This window comes from Photobacterium sp. WH24 (assembly GCF_019204055.1).
GTDB lineage: Bacteria > Pseudomonadota > Gammaproteobacteria > Enterobacterales > Vibrionaceae > Photobacterium > Photobacterium arenosum.
This window is the reverse complement of the sequence record NZ_JAGSOZ010000007.1, coordinates 18,934-40,196: the sequence shown is the minus strand read 5'-3', so window position 1 is coordinate 40,196 and position 21,263 is coordinate 18,934. Positions and strand designations below refer to the sequence as shown.

At 46.3% G+C, this 21,263-nt stretch carries 20 protein-coding genes; 9 read left to right on the top strand and 11 right to left on the bottom strand.

All coding sequences use genetic code 11. From position 1 onward, the window contains the following. The first annotated feature begins 95 nt into the window (after window positions 1–95). Together KCG43_RS10240 and KCG43_RS10235 are read left to right on the top strand one after the other, a co-directional pair. Window positions 96–1,016 carry a Gfo/Idh/MocA family protein gene (locus KCG43_RS10240; protein ID WP_218384813.1) on the top strand — a complete coding sequence of 307 codons (921 nt, stop codon included), beginning with the start codon at window positions 96–98 and terminating at the stop codon, window positions 1,014–1,016. A gap of 233 nt (window positions 1,017–1,249) precedes the next feature. Beyond that, window positions 1,250–2,797, top strand: a complete 1,548-nt coding sequence (locus tag KCG43_RS10235; protein WP_218384660.1) for a BCCT family transporter — start codon at window positions 1,250–1,252, stop codon at window positions 2,795–2,797. Window positions 2,798–2,859: 62 nt separating this feature from the next. Here the strand turns inward: KCG43_RS10235 and rsgA are convergent, their stop codons facing one another. Beyond that, window positions 2,860–3,918, bottom strand: a complete 1,059-nt coding sequence (rsgA, locus tag KCG43_RS10230; RefSeq protein WP_218384659.1) for a ribosome small subunit-dependent GTPase A — start codon at window positions 3,916–3,918, stop codon at window positions 2,860–2,862. Between the two features lie 297 nt (window positions 3,919–4,215). Beyond that, window positions 4,216–4,926 carry a DUF3581 domain-containing protein gene (locus KCG43_RS10225; protein WP_192017132.1) on the bottom strand — a complete coding sequence of 237 codons (711 nt, stop codon included), beginning with the start codon at window positions 4,924–4,926 and terminating at the stop codon, window positions 4,216–4,218. Between the two features lie 734 nt (window positions 4,927–5,660). Here KCG43_RS10225 and KCG43_RS10220 point away from each other — a divergent pair. Next, on the top strand, window positions 5,661–5,978 hold the full coding sequence (locus KCG43_RS10220) for a hypothetical protein (protein ID WP_218384658.1): 318 nt from the start codon (window positions 5,661–5,663) through the stop codon (window positions 5,976–5,978). A 3-nt stretch (window positions 5,979–5,981) separates the two neighbouring features. On the opposite strand, the gene KCG43_RS10215 is transcribed toward KCG43_RS10220, so the two are convergent. Further along, window positions 5,982–7,121: a transglycosylase SLT domain-containing protein gene (locus KCG43_RS10215; RefSeq protein WP_192017130.1), complete on the bottom strand. Its 1,140-nt coding sequence runs from the start codon at window positions 7,119–7,121 to the stop codon at window positions 5,982–5,984. Between the two features lie 294 nt (window positions 7,122–7,415). Next, window positions 7,416–7,952 carry an outer membrane beta-barrel protein gene (locus KCG43_RS10210; protein ID WP_192017129.1) on the bottom strand — a complete coding sequence of 179 codons (537 nt, stop codon included), beginning with the start codon at window positions 7,950–7,952 and terminating at the stop codon, window positions 7,416–7,418. A gap of 386 nt (window positions 7,953–8,338) precedes the next feature. On the opposite strand from KCG43_RS10210, the gene cobB reads away from it, so the two are divergent. Then, window positions 8,339–9,058, top strand: a complete 720-nt coding sequence (gene cobB, locus KCG43_RS10205; protein WP_192017128.1) for a Sir2 family NAD+-dependent deacetylase — start codon at window positions 8,339–8,341, stop codon at window positions 9,056–9,058. 82 nt (window positions 9,059–9,140) lie between these two features. Here cobB and KCG43_RS10200 read toward each other — a convergent pair whose 3' ends face one another. The 5 genes from KCG43_RS10200 to potA form a co-directional block, all read right to left on the bottom strand. Continuing rightward, window positions 9,141–10,163, bottom strand: a complete 1,023-nt coding sequence (locus KCG43_RS10200; RefSeq protein ID WP_225445315.1) for an extracellular solute-binding protein — start codon at window positions 10,161–10,163, stop codon at window positions 9,141–9,143. Between the two features lie 245 nt (window positions 10,164–10,408). Beyond that, window positions 10,409–11,440 (bottom strand): extracellular solute-binding protein, encoded by a 1,032-nt coding sequence (locus KCG43_RS10195; RefSeq protein WP_192017126.1) that lies wholly within the window; start codon window positions 11,438–11,440, stop codon window positions 10,409–10,411. Between the two features lie 134 nt (window positions 11,441–11,574). Continuing rightward, window positions 11,575–12,345: a spermidine/putrescine ABC transporter permease PotC gene (gene potC / locus KCG43_RS10190; protein ID WP_027252235.1), complete on the bottom strand. Its 771-nt coding sequence runs from the start codon at window positions 12,343–12,345 to the stop codon at window positions 11,575–11,577. Window positions 12,346–12,347: 2 nt separating this feature from the next. Next, window positions 12,348–13,205 carry a spermidine/putrescine ABC transporter permease PotB gene (gene potB, locus KCG43_RS10185; RefSeq protein ID WP_192017124.1) on the bottom strand — a complete coding sequence of 286 codons (858 nt, stop codon included), beginning with the start codon at window positions 13,203–13,205 and terminating at the stop codon, window positions 12,348–12,350. Further along, window positions 13,189–14,307 (bottom strand): spermidine/putrescine ABC transporter ATP-binding protein PotA, encoded by a 1,119-nt coding sequence (gene potA / locus KCG43_RS10180; RefSeq protein WP_218384657.1) that lies wholly within the window; start codon window positions 14,305–14,307, stop codon window positions 13,189–13,191. The genes potB and potA overlap by 17 nt, the downstream gene beginning before the upstream one ends. Window positions 14,308–14,693: 386 nt before the next feature. Between potA and KCG43_RS10175 the strand changes: the two genes are divergently transcribed. The 5 genes from KCG43_RS10175 to KCG43_RS10155 all read left to right on the top strand — a co-directional run bounded on the left by KCG43_RS10175 (window position 14,694) and on the right by KCG43_RS10155 (window position 18,186). Further along, window positions 14,694–15,500, top strand: coding sequence for a hypothetical protein (locus KCG43_RS10175; RefSeq protein WP_218384655.1), 807 nt, complete (start codon window positions 14,694–14,696; stop codon window positions 15,498–15,500). Window positions 15,501–15,577: 77 nt separating this feature from the next. Beyond that, window positions 15,578–16,264 (top strand): glucosaminidase domain-containing protein, encoded by a 687-nt coding sequence (locus KCG43_RS10170; RefSeq protein ID WP_237796429.1) that lies wholly within the window; start codon window positions 15,578–15,580, stop codon window positions 16,262–16,264. A gap of 6 nt (window positions 16,265–16,270) precedes the next feature. Continuing rightward, window positions 16,271–16,936 (top strand): DUF2987 domain-containing protein, encoded by a 666-nt coding sequence (locus tag KCG43_RS10165; RefSeq protein ID WP_192017121.1) that lies wholly within the window; start codon window positions 16,271–16,273, stop codon window positions 16,934–16,936. 157 nt (window positions 16,937–17,093) lie between these two features. Continuing rightward, window positions 17,094–17,498 carry an MbcA/ParS/Xre antitoxin family protein gene (locus KCG43_RS10160; protein WP_036759448.1) on the top strand — a complete coding sequence of 135 codons (405 nt, stop codon included), beginning with the start codon at window positions 17,094–17,096 and terminating at the stop codon, window positions 17,496–17,498. 1 nt (window position 17,499) lies between these two features. Beyond that, window positions 17,500–18,186 carry an RES family NAD+ phosphorylase gene (locus KCG43_RS10155; RefSeq protein WP_218384653.1) on the top strand — a complete coding sequence of 229 codons (687 nt, stop codon included), beginning with the start codon at window positions 17,500–17,502 and terminating at the stop codon, window positions 18,184–18,186. Window positions 18,187–18,244: 58 nt separating this feature from the next. Here the strand turns inward: KCG43_RS10155 and KCG43_RS10150 are convergent, their stop codons facing one another. Together KCG43_RS10150 and ttcA are read right to left on the bottom strand one after the other, a co-directional pair. Further along, entirely contained in the window at window positions 18,245–19,732 is a 1,488-nt protein-coding gene (locus tag KCG43_RS10150) for a carboxypeptidase M32 (protein ID WP_218384652.1), read from the bottom strand. Window positions 19,733–20,217: 485 nt separating this feature from the next. Continuing rightward, window positions 20,218–21,147 (bottom strand): tRNA 2-thiocytidine(32) synthetase TtcA, encoded by a 930-nt coding sequence (gene ttcA, locus KCG43_RS10145; protein ID WP_192017118.1) that lies wholly within the window; start codon window positions 21,145–21,147, stop codon window positions 20,218–20,220. Between the last annotated feature and the right edge of the window lie 116 nt (window positions 21,148–21,263).

Genomic DNA, 21,263 nt, shown 5'->3' with positions numbered 1-21,263 from the left:
CAGTTCACGTGTTGTTTGCAAATCAGCGAATCAGGCCCTTGTCACAGACGAGGGCTTTTTTGTATCGGCCATTTGGGCTTTAACAAGGAGGAATGATGAAGATTGGCATTATTGGTTTAGGGGATATAGCTCGCAAAGCGTATTTGCCTGTACTCACTCAATGGCCGGACCTTGAGCTGGTATTCTGTACCCGCAATGAAGACACACTAAAGCAACTTGTCCGAACACACAGAATTCAGGATGCGGTGACAGATTATCGCGGACTGGTGGCGCTGGGCGTAGACGGTGTCATGATTCACAGCGCAACCTCTTCCCATTTTGATATTGCGCGCTTTTTTCTGAATCAAGGCATTGCCGTTTTCGTTGATAAGCCTCTTACCGATAATTACCAGCAGTGCGAGACTCTTTATGAATTGGCCGAAGAAAAACAATGCCCATTGTTCCTTGGTTTTAATCGCCGATATTTACCACTGATAAAGCCTTATCTGAGCGATTCGTCAGTGGCTGAGGGTAAGAAATTACTGGGTTTGAAATGGCAAAAACACCGACTGAATCTGCCCGGTGATACCCGAACCTTTGTGTTTGATGATTTTATCCATGCGCTGGACAGCGTGAATATTTCCGGGCAGGTGAGTGAAAATGATCTGCATATTGTAACTCAGTCTCACCAGGGAAAACTTGCGCGATTGGATGTTGAATGGCAGCTTGATGAAGCCATATTTCAGGCATCAATGAATCGACTGAATGGCGTGACAGCAGAACATGTGACGATCAACTATGAGAATCTGACCTGTCATTTTGATTCACTGGTAACGGGTAAGCAATGGGATGAAGGCCGTGAACAGGCGCTGGCGCTGCCAGACTGGACCCCCATGCTCGATAGTAAAGGGTTTACTGCCATGATTGCCCACTGGCTGGATGTGGTGGCGAACGGAAAAATGGAAGCCTCTCTGGTGGCACGAAACCTGAATACTCACTATCTTGCTGAAGCCATCTGCCAGAAAGTCAAACCATAGCCTCAGAGACCCTTGAATGTAACCAGATCTGACGGGTCTGGTTATTGGAAATTGGTTCGAGTTCAAACTTTTTTCAGAATGCAAGGAAATTCAATGCAGGTTTATCTACCTGTTCAATAATTCACCACTTACTTCTCTTTGGCTGTTTTTTGAGCTTAATTTGACCAATGGAGTTAGATTTACTGTTTCTAAGCTGGTAATGTGCGTCCCCTCACACAACTGGTGAGAATTTTATGCAAACCTCCGAACGAAATAGTGCTGATAAAATGGTTTCAGCTCTAACCATTGGTTTCCTCAGTCTGTTCCTGATTGCTGCGCTGGTAGACCTGTCATGGGTATCCTCTTCCATCCAATCCCTTTTTGCACTTTCAACCGCTAGCTTCGGCTACTTTTGGCAATGGCTGATGGTACTGAACTTTATTCTTGCACTGTGTCTGGCGCTGTCGCCCCTGGGCAAAATAAAGCTCGGTAATACAAAACGGCCTGAAATCGGTCAGTTTCGCTGGACTGCCATGATCATGTGCACTCTGCTTGCTGGTGGCGGCGTGTTCTGGTCTGCAGCTGAGCCTATTTATCACTTCGTGACCACGCCGCCATCCTTTGATGGCTTGGCGGCGCGTCAGCCAGAAACGGCTGCGCCTGCGCTGAGTCAAAGCTTTTTGCACTGGGGATTTCTGGCCTGGGCTGTGCTGGGTACATTAGCAACAATCGTGCTGATGTATGCGCACCATCAGAAAGGGATCAAGCTCAGACCGAGAGCTTTGTTGTATCCGCTGGTGGGTGACCGACTGGAAAATCACTGGCTGGGTTCGGTGATTGATGCAAGCTCAATACTTGCCGTCGCCGCTGGCACAATCGGACCGATAGGCTTTTTAGCCTCACAACTGGGTTACAGCCTGCATGTTGTTGCCGGATTGGATAACTCGGTACTGACTCAGATTGGTTTGCTGGCGGTAGTGGTCACAATTTATTCCTTATCTGCAGCGACAGGGATGGATAAGGGACTGCAGTGGTTGAGTCGCTTTAATGTGATCGTCGCCGTCTTGCTGCTGGTGGTTATGTTATTGCTGGGGCCAACGGGCTTCATCTTTGAAAAGTTTGCCGAAGCGATGACTGTTTATATCCAGCACTTTCCTGCGATGAGCCTGACAAACGCTTCTCCGGATTGGAACGCCTGGTGGACATGGTTTTTCTGGGGGTGGTTTATCGGCTTCGCGCCTATGATGGCAATCTTCATTGCCCGCATCACGGTTGGCCGCAGTATTCGGGAGCTGGTCATGACAGTGGCTATCGGTGCGCCTCTGGTGACCCATTTCTGGTTTACTGTGCTTGGCGGCTCAGGTATTTATTTTGAACTGACTCAACCTGGTGTTATTTCAGAACCCTTAAGTGAAGGGGGCTTGCCTGCAGTGTTATTAGCAACCTTGTCTCAACTGCCTTTCAGCGAATGGCTCATTCCGGCTTTTCTTGTGCTGACGACAACTTTTGTTGTCACAACCGGGGATTCTATGGCGTATGCCATTGCGATGGTGACCTCAGGTAAGAATGAACCGGCCAGAGGGCATCGTTTGTTCTGGGCGATCGCAATGGGGGCTGTGGCCGCGGTATTACTGCTGGCCGGTGATGGGGGATTGAATGCCCTGCAATCTTTTATTGTGATTACGGCTGTACCTGTTTCATTGCTTATGGCCTTCACATTACTGACTGGTCCGCTGGCCGCCATCAGGCTACACCGAGAAACAGAAGTTGCCCCATCTGAGAGTTCGCTGGTTACTGAGTAGCAAGACTTTTTCACTATGAAACAACGCCCTCATTTCGGAGGGCGTTGTTTATTCGTTGCTGGTTACTCTCGATTTTTATGCTTCCGGTTAGTGCTTTGTATCGTACGATACATGCGCCCCAGCTGTTTCGATTTGGCTCGTTTCTCCGCAATGCTGGCAGTATTGAAGGTCACTTCGCGATTCAGCTTGAGATAATTGCGCAACCTGCGTTCTTCAAGCGCGCCGGATTCAATGGCAGCCAGTACGGCGCAGCCAGGCTCATACTGGTGAGCACAGTCGCCAAACCGGCATTGTTCTGCCAGCGTTTCTATATCCGCGAAAGTGGTTGACAGACCTTCACTGCAGTCGGCTAACTGGAGTTCACGCATACCAGGTGTGTCCAGCAGAAGACCGCCACCTTGCATCAGATGCAGTGACCTTGCGGTCGTGGTATGTCTGCCTTTACTGTCTTCCTCTCTGATACTGGCTGTTTGCTGTGTTTCAGTGGCAAGCAGGGTATTGACCAGGGTGGATTTCCCCGCACCCGAAGAGCCCAGAAAAGCAACCGTTTTACCTGTTCTGCACCAAGGTGCCAGTTTAGCGACACTGTCTCTGTCTAATCCATTGACGTACTCAACCAATAACATGTTATCGATGTGACGTACCTGTTCGACGAAAAGGGTGGGATCGTCAACACAATCGGCCTTAGACAGAACAATAACTGGCTCAACACCAGACTGGTGAGCAAGAGCCAGATAACGCTCTATACGACTGAGATTAAAATCCTGGTTCAGTGAGCAGACGATAAAAACGGTATCGACATTGCTGGCGATGAGCTGTTCTTCAATTTTGCTACCTGCGGCTTTTCGCCAGAAGCGGGAAAAGCGCTCCAGCAGGCGGACAAAATGGTCTTCGCCAGACAGTAATATCCAGTCTCCGACAGCGAGTTCAGGCATATTAGGCAGAACAGGTATCGACAAATGGCCGTGCTCTGAGAAAACGTCCAGTCGGTTTCTGTGTAAAGCACATACCCGGGCTGGTTTCATCTGATCCCATTCATCGAGAGACAGCAGCTGTTGAAAATAAGGTTTCCAACCAAGTTTTTGCAAAGAATACGTTGGTGTAGAAATCGTTGTTGTCATGATGTGTTTACCCCTGACGCAGCACAGGCGTCATTAACTGAAATGGTAAAATTCAGGGGCAATATGTCCCCGGTTATTCAGAACCGGGCAATAGAAGAGGAAAGGGCAGAAGCGGAGAGGGTGTCCTGTTATCTTTTTCGCTTACTGGTTCTTTGCCTGTTTCTGTGCCCAGAGAGTTGTTAATACAATCATCTTGTGTCCTCCAAAGTAATAAACAGGTATTAAGTGCATGAAATGTAGCAGGCGGAGTAAAGTGTGTCTAGAAGCGGTTTAAGGTTTCCAGACACATTTGTCAAATTATGCTGCCTGGTAAGCTTCTTTTCTGGCGTTAAAGCGGGCGACCAGATCATCTATGTCGTTCTGGCAGTATGGCTTAAGACCACTCATCAGCATACGCTTACGACCTTCACCCACGACTTCACCGTGCTCTGTAAAGCTGAATGCCAGCGTTACGCTACCACGCTTACCGTCAGATTCGAGAATGGAATCAGTAAGCTCAACGGTTGGCGCTTCAAGGTCCAGCCGGCTGAATTCCAGTTCCATGCTTTCATAGATAACCAGCGGGCGGGCAGGATTGATCATTACCTGCTTAGACTCCATTAAAGGCACCATGATGTGCGGGAAATTCTTTCCGGAAAATTGCACATAATTTTTGGTAACTGTTTCGATAAGGCTGGCATTGTGGGTGACTTCACCTTCGCGAAGGACGTGAAGGTATTCTTTGCCTTTTTCATCGACGAGTGACAGATCGTTGGATGATTTCGTGTTGATAGCCAGGGCTACGCCATCAGTGATCATACCTGCAAATTCCACACGCATTTTCTGGCTCAATCCTGTTTTTGCCAGCATGACAGAAAAGAGGAGGTCGCCCGGAACACAAAAACGTTTGTTATCGGCATCGTGGATTGGGTTGAAATCGCCAGCGACTTTTTTGGCAAAATGGCTGGCTTGTTCGCGGGTAAATGTATAAGCACCATTATGCTCGGCGAAGTAAGAATCTAAAAACATTGAGTTGGAACTACCTTAGATCATCGTAATCCTGGTAGTTTACCTGATATCAACAGAGTAAATGGTCTAGCCAGCTGAAAATGTGGCAGAACACTGATTTGATTCAGAGGTGAAAACAAAAGTGATGCAACAAATCACATACTAGGGTAATATCCGAGACCTTTGAGCTGTAATCAGCTCTGCTGAATCACCCATCTGTGCGTGTAGAAGAGCCAGATATTATAAGCGGTAGGGAAACTGCATGCTAATGGGTACTCTGTCAGTATTGCTGGCTGAGTACCCAAATTTTATCTCATGTGGTTGATGCTAATTGTCGTCTACAACTATCAATGCATTCGCTCTCGAACGCCAGTTTGTGCTCAGGCAGTTGACGTTCAGTTGGATGTGCCAGTGAGTAGAGTTTAAAAGAGCATTAATAGCAGTCCTGCCGCTAAGATGAAACCGGCCACACTTGCTGTCCGGCCGATAAGACCAACGGCGCTTGGTACGATCATTTCGTCATGATGCATGAATACTCCCCCGGTGACTGCTCACTGTTGTTATGCTCCTTTCATTATTGCAAGAAAGGCACTTTCTTTATTTTCAGTATAGTTCGTTTTAACAATTAGACTGAGAATTGGTGTATAAGCATAAAAAATTCACATAAAAAAATGGTGATAAGAATTTCATCCTATGACGAAATATTTGTCTATACTCATAAAAAATAAGATAAAAATATTTATTGTGGTGGATTAATGACAATCGTGTTTTTAGTTGTGGGCGCAATCATTCAGGCCGTTGCTATTTATGTTGCGTTTTTTACACAGCTCCCAGGGCATTTGTATATAGCAACTATCCTGATGGTGTTGGCACTGACAAGTTTGATGGCTATTCGTAGCCTGATTGCTCCGGCTTGTTTACTCGCCGGGGTCATTGTCGGCCTGGCAATATCGCATAATCAGTCAGACGTAAAGTTGTTAATTAATATGGGTGAAGTGATGAAATTAGCCATCCAGCCTGACTGGGAAATTAATCAAGCCTGGCAATTTGTGAATGGCAGCGCTCAAGAATAAATGTTATTTGACTGGGATAAGCAAAAGCTGACCTGCATGTATTTTATTGTTCACTAACTGGTTGGCTTGTTTTATATCTCTGATCGATGTGTTGTTTAACGTGGCCAGTTTATATAAAGAATCGCCAGGCTCAATATGTCGAACGCTGTATTTGTTCTTGACATAGTGTAATTTCTCAGGCTGCTGATAAAAGTGATTGAGCTGTTTTTTAGGTATGAGTAACTGGCTCTGTTCCTGCCTTAATGTTAGCCCGGCAGAGTATCCTGGGTTAAGCAGATACAGTGCTTTTCCGGTCAGTCCTGCATCACTGGCAATCTGAGCAAGGGGCACTTGCCGTGTTATCGTTACTGACGTCAATACTGGGCTGTTGGGTATGTATACCAAAGGAAGAGAGGTATGATTCTCTTCTTTAATTATCTGGCTTAATGCCAGCAGTTTAGGGACATAATGCTCTGTTTCACGGGGTAATGCTAACGACCAGAAGTCGGTTGATTTCCCCAGCGCTTTGTTGGCTTTGATTGCTTTGCGAACTCTGCTTTCACCGGAATTATATGCGGCAATCGCATGTAGCCAGTTACCATTGAATTTATCATGAAGATATTCCAGTAAATCAAGTGCAGCCTGAGTCGAGGCAATAATATCAAGCCTGCCGTCATATCCAGGCCGAAATTGCAATCCGAATGATTTACCTGTTGGTTTCGTGATCTGCCACAGCCCAGCTGCACCTTGATGTGAATGAGCATAGGGGTCAAATGCACTTTCTATGAAAGGCAGTAAAACAAGTTCGATAGGTAGATCACGAGCTTGAGCATTTTGGTAGATGTAATAAAGAAATGGTTGAGCTCGCTTTGATACTGTCTTGAGGTGTAATGGCCGGCTCAGATACCATTGTTTATAGTTCCGCACTCTTGCGTTGTTTGGTACCGGAAGATCGCTTTCTTTTGCGAGAATTTGCCAGAGACTCTCTTCTTTGATCATTGATAGCTCAGTTAAGGGAGGTGGCGAATAATCAGAAGGTAAGCCTGTTGCCAGATAGCGACCATCAATAACATCTTCCGGAATAGGGCATCGCTGGCTTTTACTTGCAACAAGCAGCAATGCTTTTTGGAAGGCTTCATTGTGTGCATCATTGGTGACAGACATGGATCCACAGCCTGTCAGAAACTGGAATGACAAAACCAACAACGGGTAAGCGTTTCTCATAATCGGCCTGCTAACCTTAGTCTGATCGAACCCAGCAATAAATTTTTATTGTGTTTTTTTAAGGTATAGCAAGACTGGTTTGTTTAACTTGTCTGTTTTTTGATACAGCTCATGAAAAATTTTTCGGTGATTTCTCGAAAATATTTAACTGAGGTATAAACAATAAAGTGAAATGGGTTGGGACCTGTAGAAACTACAACGCCACATTGCTGCGGCGTTGTATGGGAGGAACTGTCAGAAGTAGAATCTTGTACCAAAAATGAATCGGGTAAAGCTGTCCTCAACGCCGTCTTTTGTGACGCTGATATCGTCGGTCGCGATGTTGTAGTTCACCTCTGCACTAATGGCAACATGTGGGTTGATGAAGTATTTCACACCACCTGCGATTTTAATATTCAAAGCAGTGACATCTTCAATATCAAAATCGACGTCATCATCTGCATCTGCCGAAAGATTGGCTAGCTGAGCAGCGGCGCCAAGATAAGGAACCCAGTTACTGTCGTTGGTAAAGTTGTACTCAGTAAACATACCAAGCTGGAAGGTCTTGGTGCTGTCACTCATGTTTACATCCAAAACCCCCCCGATTTCCCAGTCATCCATCAGGAAATAGCCATAGGAGGTGTTCAACAGGAATAAATAATCATCCACATAATCAAGATCCAGACTACCTTGTAAGCCGAATTCTTGCGTACCTTCTTCCAGAGTTACGGCAAGTGCAGCCGGGCTAGCCAACAGTGTTGTTACTAATAATGCCAATGCTTTTTGCTTCATTTCCATCACTCCATTGTTTTTGTGTGTGATACAGGTGAAGCATAGACGAGACTATTCAAAGTTGCATAAATACTCCAAAGTTTTCATCGTGTTTCACAAAGATACATAAACTATTTTATTAATCATTCTTATAATAAAACTCAGGAAAAATTCGAATGGCAAAACAACATGTCGTGCAAGCAGAATCATCCGTTAGATTCTTAATTACGAGATTAATGGCTTTGTTTAATGCACTATAACTTTTCATCTGGCAGAGTTTACATTAATCACACCTCAACGATTACTCATACGATATCTACTTACGACTATTGTCTGACAAGGTAAGAGTTATATTGCTGTCCGGTCGATGGTATAACTGTGGTAAACGTTAACAAGGGCAAGGAAAGATGCATTTTCCCTATCGAAATATAGTGATACTCACTGGCGCTGGAATATCAGCCGAGTCGGGGATCAAAACCTTTCGTGACCAGGATGGGCTGTGGGAAAACCACCGTATTGAGGATGTAGCAACACCGGAAGGGTTTAACAGAGACCCTTACCTGGTGCAATCCTTCTACAATCAGCGCCGTCAACAGTTAGAAAGTGGAACTGTTCAACCTAATGCTGCGCATTATGCGCTGTCACGTTTGGAAAAGGAACTCGACGGTACGGTGACAGTGATAACGCAGAACATAGACAATCTGCATGAGAAAGCGGGTAGCCATAATGTCATTCATATGCATGGTGAGTTACTTAAAGCTCAGTGCAGTCAAAGTGGTCAAACTATTGAGTGGAGCGGTGATATTTCACTGGATGACAGCTGCCATTGCTGCCAGATTCCAGCGCCGTTAAGGCCTAATGTTGTCTGGTTCGGAGAAATGCCGCAGTCAATGGATAAGATTTATTCTGCGCTGGTTGCGGCCGATCTCTTTATCGCTATTGGTACATCAGGTTCAGTTTATCCGGCGGCGGGCTTTGTTCATGAGGCTGCAATGCACGGATCACACACCCTTGAACTCAACTTAGAGCCGAGTATTGTGGAAAGTGAATTTGATGAGAAACGCTATGGACCGGCGTCAAGAATTGTCCCTGAGCTCGTCGATGAGTTGCTAGCGCCAACTGACTAGTACATTAATATTCTTGAGTGCAGGCTTGTATAGACAAGTAAAGCTAAAAAAATAAGGCGTCTTACGACGCCTTAAAGGTTGTTTACTGGCCAGCTTTTAGTTTTTGGTAATATTCTTCATACAGTGATACCGCATCACCGACACTGTCTTGCCACTCACCGGCATCCATTACAGCTTGTGGCGGGTAGATGCTCGGGTCATCCACAAATGTTTTTGGCAGCTTATCTTTGGCTGTTGCAACAGGGGTTGGATAACCAATTTCCAGTGCAACTTTTGCTGCGTTCTCAGGTTTGAGCAAAAAGTCGATCATCTTATGTGCGGCATCAACGTTTTTCGCGCCGGCTGGGATTGCCAGGCTGTCCATCCAGAAAATGGCACCTTCTTCAGGCCAAACGATATCAATTGGGGCGCCTTCCTGTCGTGCCATGTAGGCAGAACCATTCCAAAGCATACCCAAAGAGGTTTCTCCTGCCATGTAAGGGTTAGCAGGGTAGTCTGAGTTAAAGACCAGCACGTTGGGCATCAGCTTTTTCAGTTCTTCATAAGCGGCTTTAATTTCGTCGGGGTTTTGAGTGTTGGCTGAGTAACCTAACTTACGTAATGCGATGTGGAAGAATTCACGTGCATCGTCCATCATCATTAGCTGGCCTTGCCATTTGCTGTCCCAGAAGTCACTCCAGCCAGTGATCGTTTTGGCATTGATCAGATCTGTATTCACGCCAATACCTGTTGCGCCCCAAATGTAGGGAATCGAGTAGTCATTGCTTGGGTCGAAAGGCTTATTCAGGAAGTTAGGATCCAGGTCTTTAAAATGCGACAGTTTAGACTTTTCGATTTTCTTCAGCATATTCTCGTCACGCATTTTAGAGACGTAATATGTAGAAGGCACGACCAGATCGTAACCTGAACCGTAGGTCTTCAATTTAGCGTACATCGTCTCATTCGACTCATAAGTCGAATAGATGACTTTGATACCGGTTTCTTTGGTGAACGCTTCCAGCACACTGGCTGGGATATACTCAGACCAGTTGTAGAAATACAGTTCTTCGTCTGCAGCCAGCGCTGAATGTGATGTCAGCGACATGGCAAACAGACCGCCGACCATGATTGAAGACCAATTTTTCATTTAGTTACTCCCAACTTCAGAAGCCCTACATAGCATTCTGGTAGCTATACTAATGCCCACCTCTCTTGCGGACAGGGTGTGTCATTTCAGATGACAAAATATGTCAGAATGAGGTATTAACTCATTACTAACGTATGGAATTTATTACAGAATCAGTGGGAGAGTATAGCAGAGGGGATAAGAAAAAAGGCAACCAAATCATTTTGGTTGCCTAAAGAAAGCGCTTATTGACCAGCTTTCAGCTTGAGGAAGTTTTCCTCATACAGAATGTTGGCGTCACCGACAGCATTCTGGAACTCACCGCGCTCTAATTCCTCTTTAGGTGGAAACAGAGTAGGGTTGTCTTTATATTTTGCATTTGATGCTTCCACACCTGTCAGATAACCGGTTTCTTCTGAAATTTTCGCGGCAACATCAGGGCGTAGCAGGAAGTCGATCATCTTATGAGCGGCTTCCGTGTTTTTTGCATTGCTGGTTATCGATAGGTTATCGACCCAGTAAATGCCGCCTTCTTTTGGCCAAACCAGTTCAATGGGCAGGCCTTCACGCTGAGCCGCCGCCGCTGAGCCATTCCACAGCATGCCTAAGCCAACTTCGCCAGCCATATAAGGTGCAGCCGGGTTATCCGAGTTGAACACCAGTACATTAGGCATCAGCTCTTTCAGCTTTTCATAAGCTTCAGCGATTTGTTTCGGATCTGTGGTGTTACCTGAGTAACCCAGAATCTTCAGGGCGATATGGTGAACTTCGCGTGTGTCATCCATCAGCATCAGCTGACCACGATATTTCGGATCCCACAGATCTTCCCAGCTGTCAAAGTCAGCCGGGTCATACATTTCAGTGTTCACGGCAAGGCCAGTGATACCCAAAACGTGAGGTATAGAGTATTCATTGTTCGGATCGAACGGCTTATTCAGATAATTCTGATCAAGGTTTTTGAAGTTGCTCAGTTTCGACTTGTCGATCTTCTGCAGCATGCCTTCATCGCGCATTTTGGCGACAAAATAGGTTGAAGGAACAACCAGATCGTATCCTTCCGGGTGCGCTTTAAGTTTGGCGTACATGGTTTCGTTCGACTCATAAGTCGAATAAATGACTTTAATGCCCGTTTCTTTAGTGAACTGTTCACGTAGTTCCGTAGAAATGTACGGACCCCAGTTCATAAAGACTAATTCTTCATCGGCTGCATTGACACTACCAGATACCAGAGTAGCGGCGCATGCGGCGCTGGCCAGAAACGCGGACCATTTTTTCATTGATGTGATAACTCCAAAATCCCTGCTGGGATGGTTAATAAAACAGGAGTCAAACCTTTGTCTCCTGCGTAAACGGCCGAGTTTCCTCGGCCGTATTTCGGTACGATTATCATGCAGATAAAATTAAACGCAACTTATTTCGTCTTGTCCCGCACAATGATTTGCGACAGTACAACCAAGGTCAGCGACACGATCAACATGACAGTGGCCAGTGCATTAACTTCCGGCGAAATACCCACTTTTACCATAGAGTAAATTTTCAGCGGCAGGATCTCATACGTTGGTCCCGTTACGAAAGAGCTTACAATTACATCATCCAGTGACAGGGTGAAACTGAGCAGCCAACCAGCAAAAACTGCGGGTTTAGCCAGTGGCAGGATGATCTGCTTGAGTATGACCCATTCACTGGCGCCCAAATCACGGGCAGCTTCCAGCATTTTCACATCAAAGCCTTTCAAACGGCTATACACTGTCACCACAACGAATGGGAGACAAAAAGTGATATGAGACAGCAGCAGTGTCAGGAATCCCAGTTTCGCGCCCATAAGAATAAAAAGTGCCAGCAGCGAAATTGCCATCACGATATCTGGTGACATCATGACCACAAACAGCATGCCGTTGACAAAACTTTTACCCTTGAACTGGTAACGGAACAAGGCAACGGCAGTCAGACTGCCAATAATGGCCGCTGCCGTTGCAGAGTAAACGGCAATATTCAGTGAGTGCCAGGCTGCCTGCATTAAACTGTCATTGTTCACAAGCTGCTCATACCACTTAGTGGTAAAGCCGCCCCATTTCATCCCAAACTTACTGGCGTTGAATGAGTTAACGATAAGAATAATGATGGGAATGTACAGGAATGCGTACACTACCGACATCAGACTGACTTTGAAAAAACGTCCCACAGTTAGTCCAACTCCACTTTACGGTTGAGTAGCTTGCCAGCCCGGTAATAGGCATACAGCAGAATTGCCATTGAAATTGTCAGCGCGATACTTGTTGCTGCGCCAAAAGGCCAGTCACGGGCGTTCAGTACCTGACTCTTAATGACGTTACCGATGAGCAGGTTTTTGGCACCGCCGAGCAGGTCGGAAATGTAGAACATACCCATTGCCGGCAAAAAGACCAGCAGGCAGCCCGCAATCACACCCGGCATTGTTAATGGTGCAATAACACGAATAAACGTCTGAAGCTTGTTCGCGCCCAGATCACGAGCGGCTTCAATATAAGTGTTATCCAGCTTCTCAATGGCGGAATACAAGGGCAGCACCATGAATGGCAGCAAGATATAAACCAGGCCAATCATTACCGCATACTCTGTGTACATAATACGCAGGGGCTTATCAATAATCCCTAAGGCCATCAGGCTGCTATTGAATACGCCCTGGGTGCCCAGCATGATTTTCAGGCCGTAAGTTCGAATCAGTGAATTGGTCCAGAACGGTACGATCACCAGAAACAGCATGAACGGGCGCCACTTTGCCGGCATTTTGGCAATACTGTAGGCAAACGGATAACCCACCAGCAGGCATAAGACTGTTGCCATGCCAGCCATGTAGAACGAATGCAGCATCACCTGACCATATAAAGGGTCAAACAAGCGTGCGTAGTTTTCCAGCGTGAAGGTTAAATCAATCAGATTTGCATCATCACGAGTCAAAAAACTGGTGCCAATAATCATCAGGTTCGGGATGAATACAAAAACCAGTAACCATCCTACAATCACCGAAATGATGATATTTTGCAGATTAAGCTTCTTCGTCATCAGCCAGTACCACTTCCCAACTTTCAACCCAGGTGATAGCTACTTTTTGATCCAGGGAGTGGTCTACATCTGGATCATCTTCGTTAAAGAATTCACTCACCATGACAGACTTGCCCGTTTCGATCTCAACAACTGAATCCAGCGTCATCCCTTTATAGGTTCGCTCACGCACATGGCCCATTAGGCCCCAGCTTTCTTCGTTTTCGTTGATTTCTTCCAGACGGATATCTTCAGGGCGAAGCAGCACTTTAAGCGGAGCATGTTGCTGCACATCAAGATCACAATGGATCACTGCCTCACGGCCTTCGACAATGGCTTTAATACGTTTTTCGTCAAGACGCTCAATCACAGTGGCATCGAACACATTAATTTCACCGATGAAACGGGCAACAAACAGGTTGCTTGGCTCTTCATAAATTTCACGCGGTGTGCCATCTTGCTCAATACGTCCATCACGCATAACGATAATGCGGTCTGACATCGACAGCGCTTCTTCCTGATCATGTGTGACGAAAATGAAAGTAATGCCCAGACGACGCTGCAGCTGTTTCAGCTCCAGTTGCATCTGCTTACGTAGCTTATAATCCAGCGCAGAAAGTGATTCATCCAACAGCAGAACTTTCGGCTTGTTCACCACAGCTCGCGCTATGGCAACGCGTTGCTGCTGACCACCGGATAACTGATGTGGCTGGCGGGGAGCGAACTGCTCCAGCTGAACCATTTGTAAAGCTTCCATCACACGTGGTTTGATCTCTTTTTCTGGCACTTTTTGCATGCGCAGACCAAAGGCAACATTTTCGAACACTGTCATGTGCGGGAATAAGGCATAACTCTGGAATACAGTATTAACATGCCGCTGCTCCGCATGAACGGCAGTCACGTCCTGACCGGCAATAATAATCTGCCCCTGGTCAGCATCTTCAAAACCAGCGATAAGGCGAAGGACAGTGGTTTTACCACAGCCGGAGGGGCCTAAAATGGTTAAAAACTCACCGTCATTCACGTTGAGATCTAATCCGGTGATAATTTGTTTACCGTCAAAGCTCTTGCTCAGCCCTTTGAGCTGAATAACCGGTTCTTTGGATGTGATGTTTGTGTTCAACTCTACCTGGTCTCCACATCGTGCCTGCAATTTTTTTGCCTGCATTTTCTTGGTCAATTTCAGGAGCCGGATGATAGACCCCCATAGGTATAATTCAAAGTATTTTTTATATTGTACAGGCGACTTTTTCGTTCATCAGTTTTGCAAATGATTTCAACGGAGTTCATCGCATTATCTGAGGGGTTTAAAGGCTAATAATGCAGAATTTAGATTGCAAATTGACTACTGATCTTAGATGAAATCTGAACAAAACCCTAAATTGAACGACAAATTTCCACCATTTTGAGGCATTGAAGCATTTTTTAACGATGACGCGATTTGTTTAGCGCAAACGGTAGCGTACAATCGGGCCCATTGTTCTAATTTAATGTGAATCAACTATCTGCATGAGTAATAAAAGTCTTCAGGTTGGCGGCTCAATCGACAAGGCGCTGTCAGGCAAAGCAGACTTACAGTCTGTCGCGGTACTTCAAGAAGCCTGGAAGGTGACGGCAAAGCATTTTCTGACCTTCTTCCCAGCAATTGCAGGGCTGTTTTTAGCGCAGCTTGCTCTCTTGCTGATAGCGCTGCAAGTGCAACTGGGTAACCCTGCTATTTTCTTTGATGCTATTGTCAGTGGCGAAGGGATCACACCTGATATTGTTGAAGCGGGTTTTATGGCCAATTTCTGGTCGGATGTATTAAGCGCCCCCTTGTATGCCGGTGTCAGCCTGATGGCGCTGAACCATGCGGTTGGCCTGCCAACCAAACCGCGTTATTTGGTGAAAGGGTTTCCATTTGCCGTAGTCTCTGTTGTCACTATGTTGTTGACATCCTCGCTGCAGGGCATAGGTAATGCATTGTTCCCATTAATTGGGTTGTTTTTAACTATGGCTTTCAGCATGACGATCACACTGGTGTGTGAAAAACGTGTCAGCCCATTAAAAGCGATCCAGTACTCTGTCGTGGCCACATTCCGTAAAATTTTGCCTTTATCGGCCATTTTTCTGGCGGTGCTGGTTTTGTTCTTTATCTCTTTTGCTACCGCTGGCATCGGATTGATCTGGACAATTCCTTTCTTCTTTAACGTGAAAGCAATTGTCTACCGCAATTTGTTCGGCATTACCTTGCAAGTCACAACAGTTGATAAAGGCGGTGACGGGGAAGATCAAGGCAATAAAACAGAAGAAGAAAGCAAGGTATTTAACGCGTGATAAAAAATGTCAGACACTTTGCGGTTGCTGGATGCACATTGTTATTTGTAGGTTGCGCTGAGCCTGAAAAGCAAGCAGTGAATACCCAAGATGAAGCCACCCGGCCAGATTTTAACGTTATGGAAGACGTGAACCTGAAGAAGCAATCATTTTTCACGTTCTTACGTCCGTTCGTGCAACAAGAGAATGCCAGAGTCAGTCAGGAGCGTTCTTTTTTGCTGGCCATTCAAACCCAGCTGAAGGTCGGGCAGGCGATCAGCCCAAACGATCTCAGTGAAGCCCGCCAGCTTGGCGATGCTTATAACCACGAACTCACTAGTGACGCTGTCACAGAATCCTGGCTGGATGCTATGTTGCTTCGTGTGGATATGATCCCTGAAGAGCTGGTATTGAGTCAGGCGGCCAACGAATCGGGATGGGGGACGTCGCGGTTTGCCGTTGAAGGGCATAATTATTTTGGACAGTGGTGTTATACCCAAGGCTGTGGCTTGGTTCCCAGTGCCAGGGGGGAAGGAGCGAAGCATGAAGTCGCCGTTTTCTCTGATGCTGCTCAGTCGGTTCACGCTTATTTTATGAATGTGAACCGCAATCGCGCTTATGCGGAGCTTCGGGATATCAGAGCTAACGAGCGTGCTGCAGGTCAACCTGTTACCGGGTTAAAGCTTGCGGAAGGACTGCACCGATATTCTGAACGTGGACAAGAGTACGTGGACGAAATTCAGGGTATGATCCGTCATAACAAACAATTTTGGCAACAGGGCTAACCGTTGATGAGCACTTCTTTTATTAAAACCCTTCTTCTTACTTCCGGCCTGCTCACTCTTTCCGGTAATGTATGGGCGCAGAATATTGAGATGCGTTACAGCAATCTTTTCGGCAAACTCAAGCACAATGTTGCTGAATCTCACCCTGATGTGAACATTGCTTTGTATCTGATCAATCAGCAAACCGGTGAAACCTGTACTGTCCGCAAAGGCTGGATGCAGAAAGAAGAGCATTATGAAGAGCTCGTTATTCCTGCCGATAATGCCCTGGTAGTGCCAATCGACAATAACCTGCGCCAGGCAAATCCTGACGTCACTTTTGTGATAGATGACGGAATCACCTGCGATGTGTCTATGCAGGTTATCGTCAGCAAGCCTTTAGGGTTAGCCATCAACAAAGAAACGTTGGATCGCCTGCTACCGCAAATGGACATACTCTTAAATGACTTGGGGGGAATGTTCTCATCCTGGTTTATGCCAGAGGTCAGCGGTGTTGTGATGCATTTTGCTGCTGAGGAGACGGGTGTTATCACTGTTTCTGACGATGCCGTGATCCCCATCGAAGCGGGGAAAGCGATTGTGAAAGTCAAGCAGCTCCCTGAAAACACTGTGTTGACCTTACCATCTCCAGCGATTCGCATTACGCCCTGGCTTGAATCATCCCCGCAATAACTTAACTTCTCGCTATCTAGGGCTGACCACGGCGTTGGTCGGCCCAGTTTCTGTTTTACATTGATAAGTCGCTTGATACCTATAGCCTCAGTATTTTGTTCATTTATAGACTTAATGCTAAACTAAGTCCATAAATGGATAATCTAAGGCGGTGATCATGAACACCCGTACCGTGGCGGCGAATGAGCCGATTGAACATGCAGGCAATAAGGTACTGCCAGTCGTTTTCAACATTCTGGATAAGTGGAGTTGCAGCCAGAATCAGCAGATGGCTCTGCTTGGTTTATCAAGCCGCTCAACACTGAACAAATACCGTGCCAGCCCTGAGTCGGCCAAAGTGTCTAAAGACTTGCTGGAGCGGATGAGCTACATACTGAATATTCATAAATGCCTGCGCATTTTATTTACTCATGAAGACAGTGTTTATCAATGGGTGCAGAAGCCTAATTCACACCCGTTTTTTGCCGGGCGAAGTGCGATGGAGGTGATGGGCCAGGGTAAGGTTGCCGATTTGTACGAAGTGGCTACACGGTTGAACGCCTGGCGCGGAGGACGGTCCTGACATGCAGAACGCATACACTCTCAAGCCATTCAGGGAGCAGCCATGCTATCGATTAATTCCCTCCAAGTATCCGCCAATTAATCTGTATGAAGATGTCGCTGAGCCTGATCAACTGGAAGCTATTTTTGCCGTTGAAGCTCTGACCAACCCTCGTCTGGCTGAGGAAACGGGACAGTTTGCTCGTGTGCCGGTCGAGGAAAGGCTGGTTGGTATTCCTCACTGCAGCTACGTGATGGCCGCCTTTACCCATGTAAACCCCGATGGGGGCCGTTTTAATACCGCGGACTTTGGCGCGTATTATGCTACAAGAGACATTAATACTGCGATCAAGGAAACGAGTTACCACATGGAGCGGATACTGGGCTATACCCAGGAGCCGTCACAGGATATCCAGATGAGAAGTATACAGGCTTGGTTTTCTGCCGCTTTGGTTGATTTTACAGATAAGACGTATCTGGATTCTGCGCTTTACCACCCTACGAATTATGCGCATTCTCAGGCCGAGGCGATAACGCTGAAGGAAGCAAGACAAGATGGTGTCTTGTATCACTCCGTACGGCACCAGGGCCATGATTGTTTTGCCTTGTACAAGCCAAACCTGGTCAGCAAGGTATGTCAGTCCAATCATTATGTGTACAAATGGAATGGCAGTGCCATCAATACTGTGCTGGAGATCAGCATGGTATAAAAAAGGGCCGGCAGGCCCTTGTTTGTTTACAACCTTGTCACGTTAGTCTGCTCGGTAGTTAGTCTTCGAGGTAGCGACTTTCAAGGTGTGCTTTGAAATGTTCCGGATTCAGGGTTTCGCCGGTCGCTTCTTTCAGCAGGTTATCTGTTGAAAGGAAGCTGGCTTTTTTCCAGACATGTCTGTCTAACCAGTTGAAGATAGGCTGAAGGTTACGTTCACGAATGAGGTTTTCCACATTCATTTCACGGCGCATAGCCGCCATGAACTGGGCCGCATACATAGCCCCCAGAGTGTAAGACGGGAAATAGCCAAAGCTGCCGTCTGTCCAGTGGATATCCTGCATGCATCCGTCAGTAAAGTTACCTTTGGTCGATAACCCCAGATACTCGGTCATCTTCTTGTCCCATAACTCAGGGATATCAGCCACTTCGATTTTGCCTTCAATCAAATCACGCTCAATTTCGTAACGTAAAATGATGTGTGCAGGGTAAGTCACTTCATCGGCATCGACTCGAATATAGCCAGGTTCGACCCGGGTACTGAACAATGCCAAATTGTCTGTGCTCAGCGCCTTATCGTTATTACGGTCAAATGCTTCGCGAGCTAACGGGGCGAGGATTTCAATAAAAGGCTTACTGCGCGAAAGCTGCATTTCAAAAAACAGGCTTTGTGACTCATGAACGCCCATTGAGCGTGCCTGACCTACAGGTAAACCATGCCACTGCTCAGGGAGTCCTTGCTCGTAACGGGCATGGCCAGTTTCATGGATAACCCCCATGAGTGCACTGGTAAAGTCAGCTTCATCATACCGGGTGGTAATGCGGACATCAGTCGGTACACCGCCACAAAACGGGTGCGTACTCACGTCCAACCTGCCGTGTCTGAAATCAAATCCCAATTTGCCCATGATATCAAGACTCAATGCTTTCTGTTGAGCTATCGGGAAGGGACCTTTAGGAGTAATAACCTGATCACTGGCTTGTTTTGCTCTGACTTGTTGAATCAATGCGGGTAGCCATGTTTTCACCTGACCAAATATAGAATCAATTTTCTCGCACGTCATGCCAGGTTCATACAGATCCATCATAGCGTCATAACGGCTTAAGCCTGTTGCTTCAGCTCGAATCTGCGCTTCTTCTCTGGCCAGCTTAACAACGGCTTCAAGGTTCTGGCTAAACTCATGCCAATTATTTTCTTTGCGTTGCGTCCGCCAGGCATGCTCGCACTTTGAACCGGCGAGCGATTTTTTCTCCACCAGATCAGCCGGCAGGATATTGTCATTCTGCCAGGAACGTTTCATCTCTTGCAGACTGATTTTTTGCTCTTTTGATAAAGACTCGGTTTCGGCTCTGGCGAACCATTCAGTCAGAGAAGGGGCCGTTGCGAGTTCATGATGGATAAGAGCCAGTTCAGCCATTGCTTCGGAGCGGGCGGCATTTCCGCCTTCTGGCATTTTTGCAGCCTGATCCCAGCTGCAGATAGCGGATAAGTGAGAAATCTTGGAAAGCTTTTTAGCGTGTTGCTCCAGTTTCTGATAGTAAGTCATTTTTAATCCTTTATCTTGACTTAGTAGCGTGCAGGACGGCTACAGACTTAATTGGACCTCACTCAGTTTCAGGCTCGCTTGTAAAATGCCAGAGTATGGAGATGCAACTCGGAATGAAGCAGCTCGGTAACCTGTAGAAATCATTCGTAGGAATAGCTGGTTATGAGCACGGATCCTATTGCGCAACGTACCACTGAGCAGGGGGGTGCGTTACATATCACGGCGAGTACCTGAACGCATAAGTATCTATAGTATGATACGGATAAAACTTCCATATACCAGACTGTTCTTAGCAATTTTTTTGGTTTTTTGTGAACAAATCTTTATAGGTTGTGATGATTTTTGGCTGGTTTTTAGTGTTTTCAGCTTTATCAGTTCTGTCTGGTGCGTTTGATATGCAATATGTCTATTAGGTATCTTCGCCAGCGAAAATGATAAAAGGATTAAAAAAGCCGCAATGTCTGCGGCTTTAATAGGTGTAAAAGTTAATTAACCTGCAAGATATCTAACTTTTCACCCGGATCAAATTCACTGGCACCTTCGGAAGAGACGGGTGAGTTTGGTAGGTCTTCTTTATCAAAAGCGATATCACCACCGTTAATCGCCCCTGATTCCTTGTCGATTGATTTAAAGTCAAACAGGTTAAAGTCCGCCAGATGCGAGGGCACGACGTTTTGCATAGCGGTGAACATAGTCTCAATACGGCCCGGATACCGTTTATCCCAGTCGCGCAACATTTCTTTGATGACCTGACGCTGAAGGTTTGGTTGCGAGCCACAAAGGTTGCATGGGATTATCGGGAACGCTTTCATTTCGGTGTAGCGTTCAATGTCTTTTTCGCGGCAATAAGCAAGCGGACGAATCACTACGTGCTCGCCATTATCCGAGACCAGCTTAGGTGGCATGCCTTTCATTTTACCGCCGTAGAACATGTTCAGGAAAAGCGTCTCCAGCATGTCATCGCGGTGGTGACCCAGCGCAATTTTAGTTGCACCTATTTCCTTCGCCGTACGGTACAAAATGCCGCGACGCAGACGAGAGCAGAGAGAGCAGGTCGTTTTACCTTCCGGTACTTTCTCTTTGACTATTGAATAAGTATCTTCATTCACTATCTTGTACGGAACACCCAGAGATTCAAGATATTCAGGCAAGATATGTTCAGGGAAACCAGGTTGTTTCTGATCAAGGTTAACTGCAATCAATTCAAAGCTGACAGGGGCACTGCGCTGCAGGCTGCTCAACATTTCCAGCATGGTATAGCTGTCTTTACCACCAGACAGACAAACCATAATGCGATCACCATCTTCGATCATATTATAATCAGCAATCGCCTGGCCCGTGTTTCGGCGCAGTTTCTTTTGCAGCTTATCGAAGTTGTATTTCTGTGCCTTTGTAAGCTCTTGATTCTGAGTCATTGCTTCTCTCTTTCGCATCGATTGAATCACTCTGTCAACCGACGGTAAATGCATTGAGCACGATGATATAAGTCGTTATGAATTATCATCGATAAAGGTTACCGTGAGCAGGGTTC

Bases quoted from the DNA above. Each gene is read 5' to 3' on its own strand.
- cobB (WP_192017128.1), top strand. From the start codon at position 8,339: ATGCATTTTCCCTATCGAAATATAGTGATACTCACTGGCGCTGGAATA.
- KCG43_RS10165 (WP_192017121.1), top strand. From the start codon at position 16,271: ATGAGCACTTCTTTTATTAAAACCCTTCTTCTTACTTCCGGCCTGCTC.
- KCG43_RS10200 (WP_225445315.1), bottom strand. From the start codon at position 10,163: ATGGTCGGCGGTCTGTTTGCCATGTCGCTGACATCACATTCAGCGCTG.
- KCG43_RS10240 (WP_218384813.1), top strand. From the start codon at position 96: ATGAAGATTGGCATTATTGGTTTAGGGGATATAGCTCGCAAAGCGTAT.
- rsgA (WP_218384659.1), bottom strand. From the start codon at position 3,918: ATGACAACAACGATTTCTACACCAACGTATTCTTTGCAAAAACTTGGT.
- KCG43_RS10175 (WP_218384655.1), top strand. From the start codon at position 14,694: ATGAGTAATAAAAGTCTTCAGGTTGGCGGCTCAATCGACAAGGCGCTG.
- potB (WP_192017124.1), bottom strand. From the start codon at position 13,205: ATGACGAAGAAGCTTAATCTGCAAAATATCATCATTTCGGTGATTGTA.
- KCG43_RS10210 (WP_192017129.1), bottom strand. From the start codon at position 7,952: ATGAAGCAAAAAGCATTGGCATTATTAGTAACAACACTGTTGGCTAGC.
- KCG43_RS10155 (WP_218384653.1), top strand. From the start codon at position 17,500: ATGCAGAACGCATACACTCTCAAGCCATTCAGGGAGCAGCCATGCTAT.
- KCG43_RS10215 (WP_192017130.1), bottom strand. From the start codon at position 7,121: ATGTCTGTCACCAATGATGCACACAATGAAGCCTTCCAAAAAGCATTG.
- KCG43_RS10195 (WP_192017126.1), bottom strand. From the start codon at position 11,440: ATGAAAAAATGGTCCGCGTTTCTGGCCAGCGCCGCATGCGCCGCTACT.
- KCG43_RS10235 (WP_218384660.1), top strand. From the start codon at position 1,250: ATGCAAACCTCCGAACGAAATAGTGCTGATAAAATGGTTTCAGCTCTA.
- KCG43_RS10220 (WP_218384658.1), top strand. From the start codon at position 5,661: ATGACAATCGTGTTTTTAGTTGTGGGCGCAATCATTCAGGCCGTTGCT.
- KCG43_RS10160 (WP_036759448.1), top strand. From the start codon at position 17,094: ATGAACACCCGTACCGTGGCGGCGAATGAGCCGATTGAACATGCAGGC.
- KCG43_RS10150 (WP_218384652.1), bottom strand. From the start codon at position 19,732: ATGACTTACTATCAGAAACTGGAGCAACACGCTAAAAAGCTTTCCAAG.
- ttcA (WP_192017118.1), bottom strand. From the start codon at position 21,147: ATGACTCAGAATCAAGAGCTTACAAAGGCACAGAAATACAACTTCGAT.
- KCG43_RS10225 (WP_192017132.1), bottom strand. From the start codon at position 4,926: ATGTTTTTAGATTCTTACTTCGCCGAGCATAATGGTGCTTATACATTT.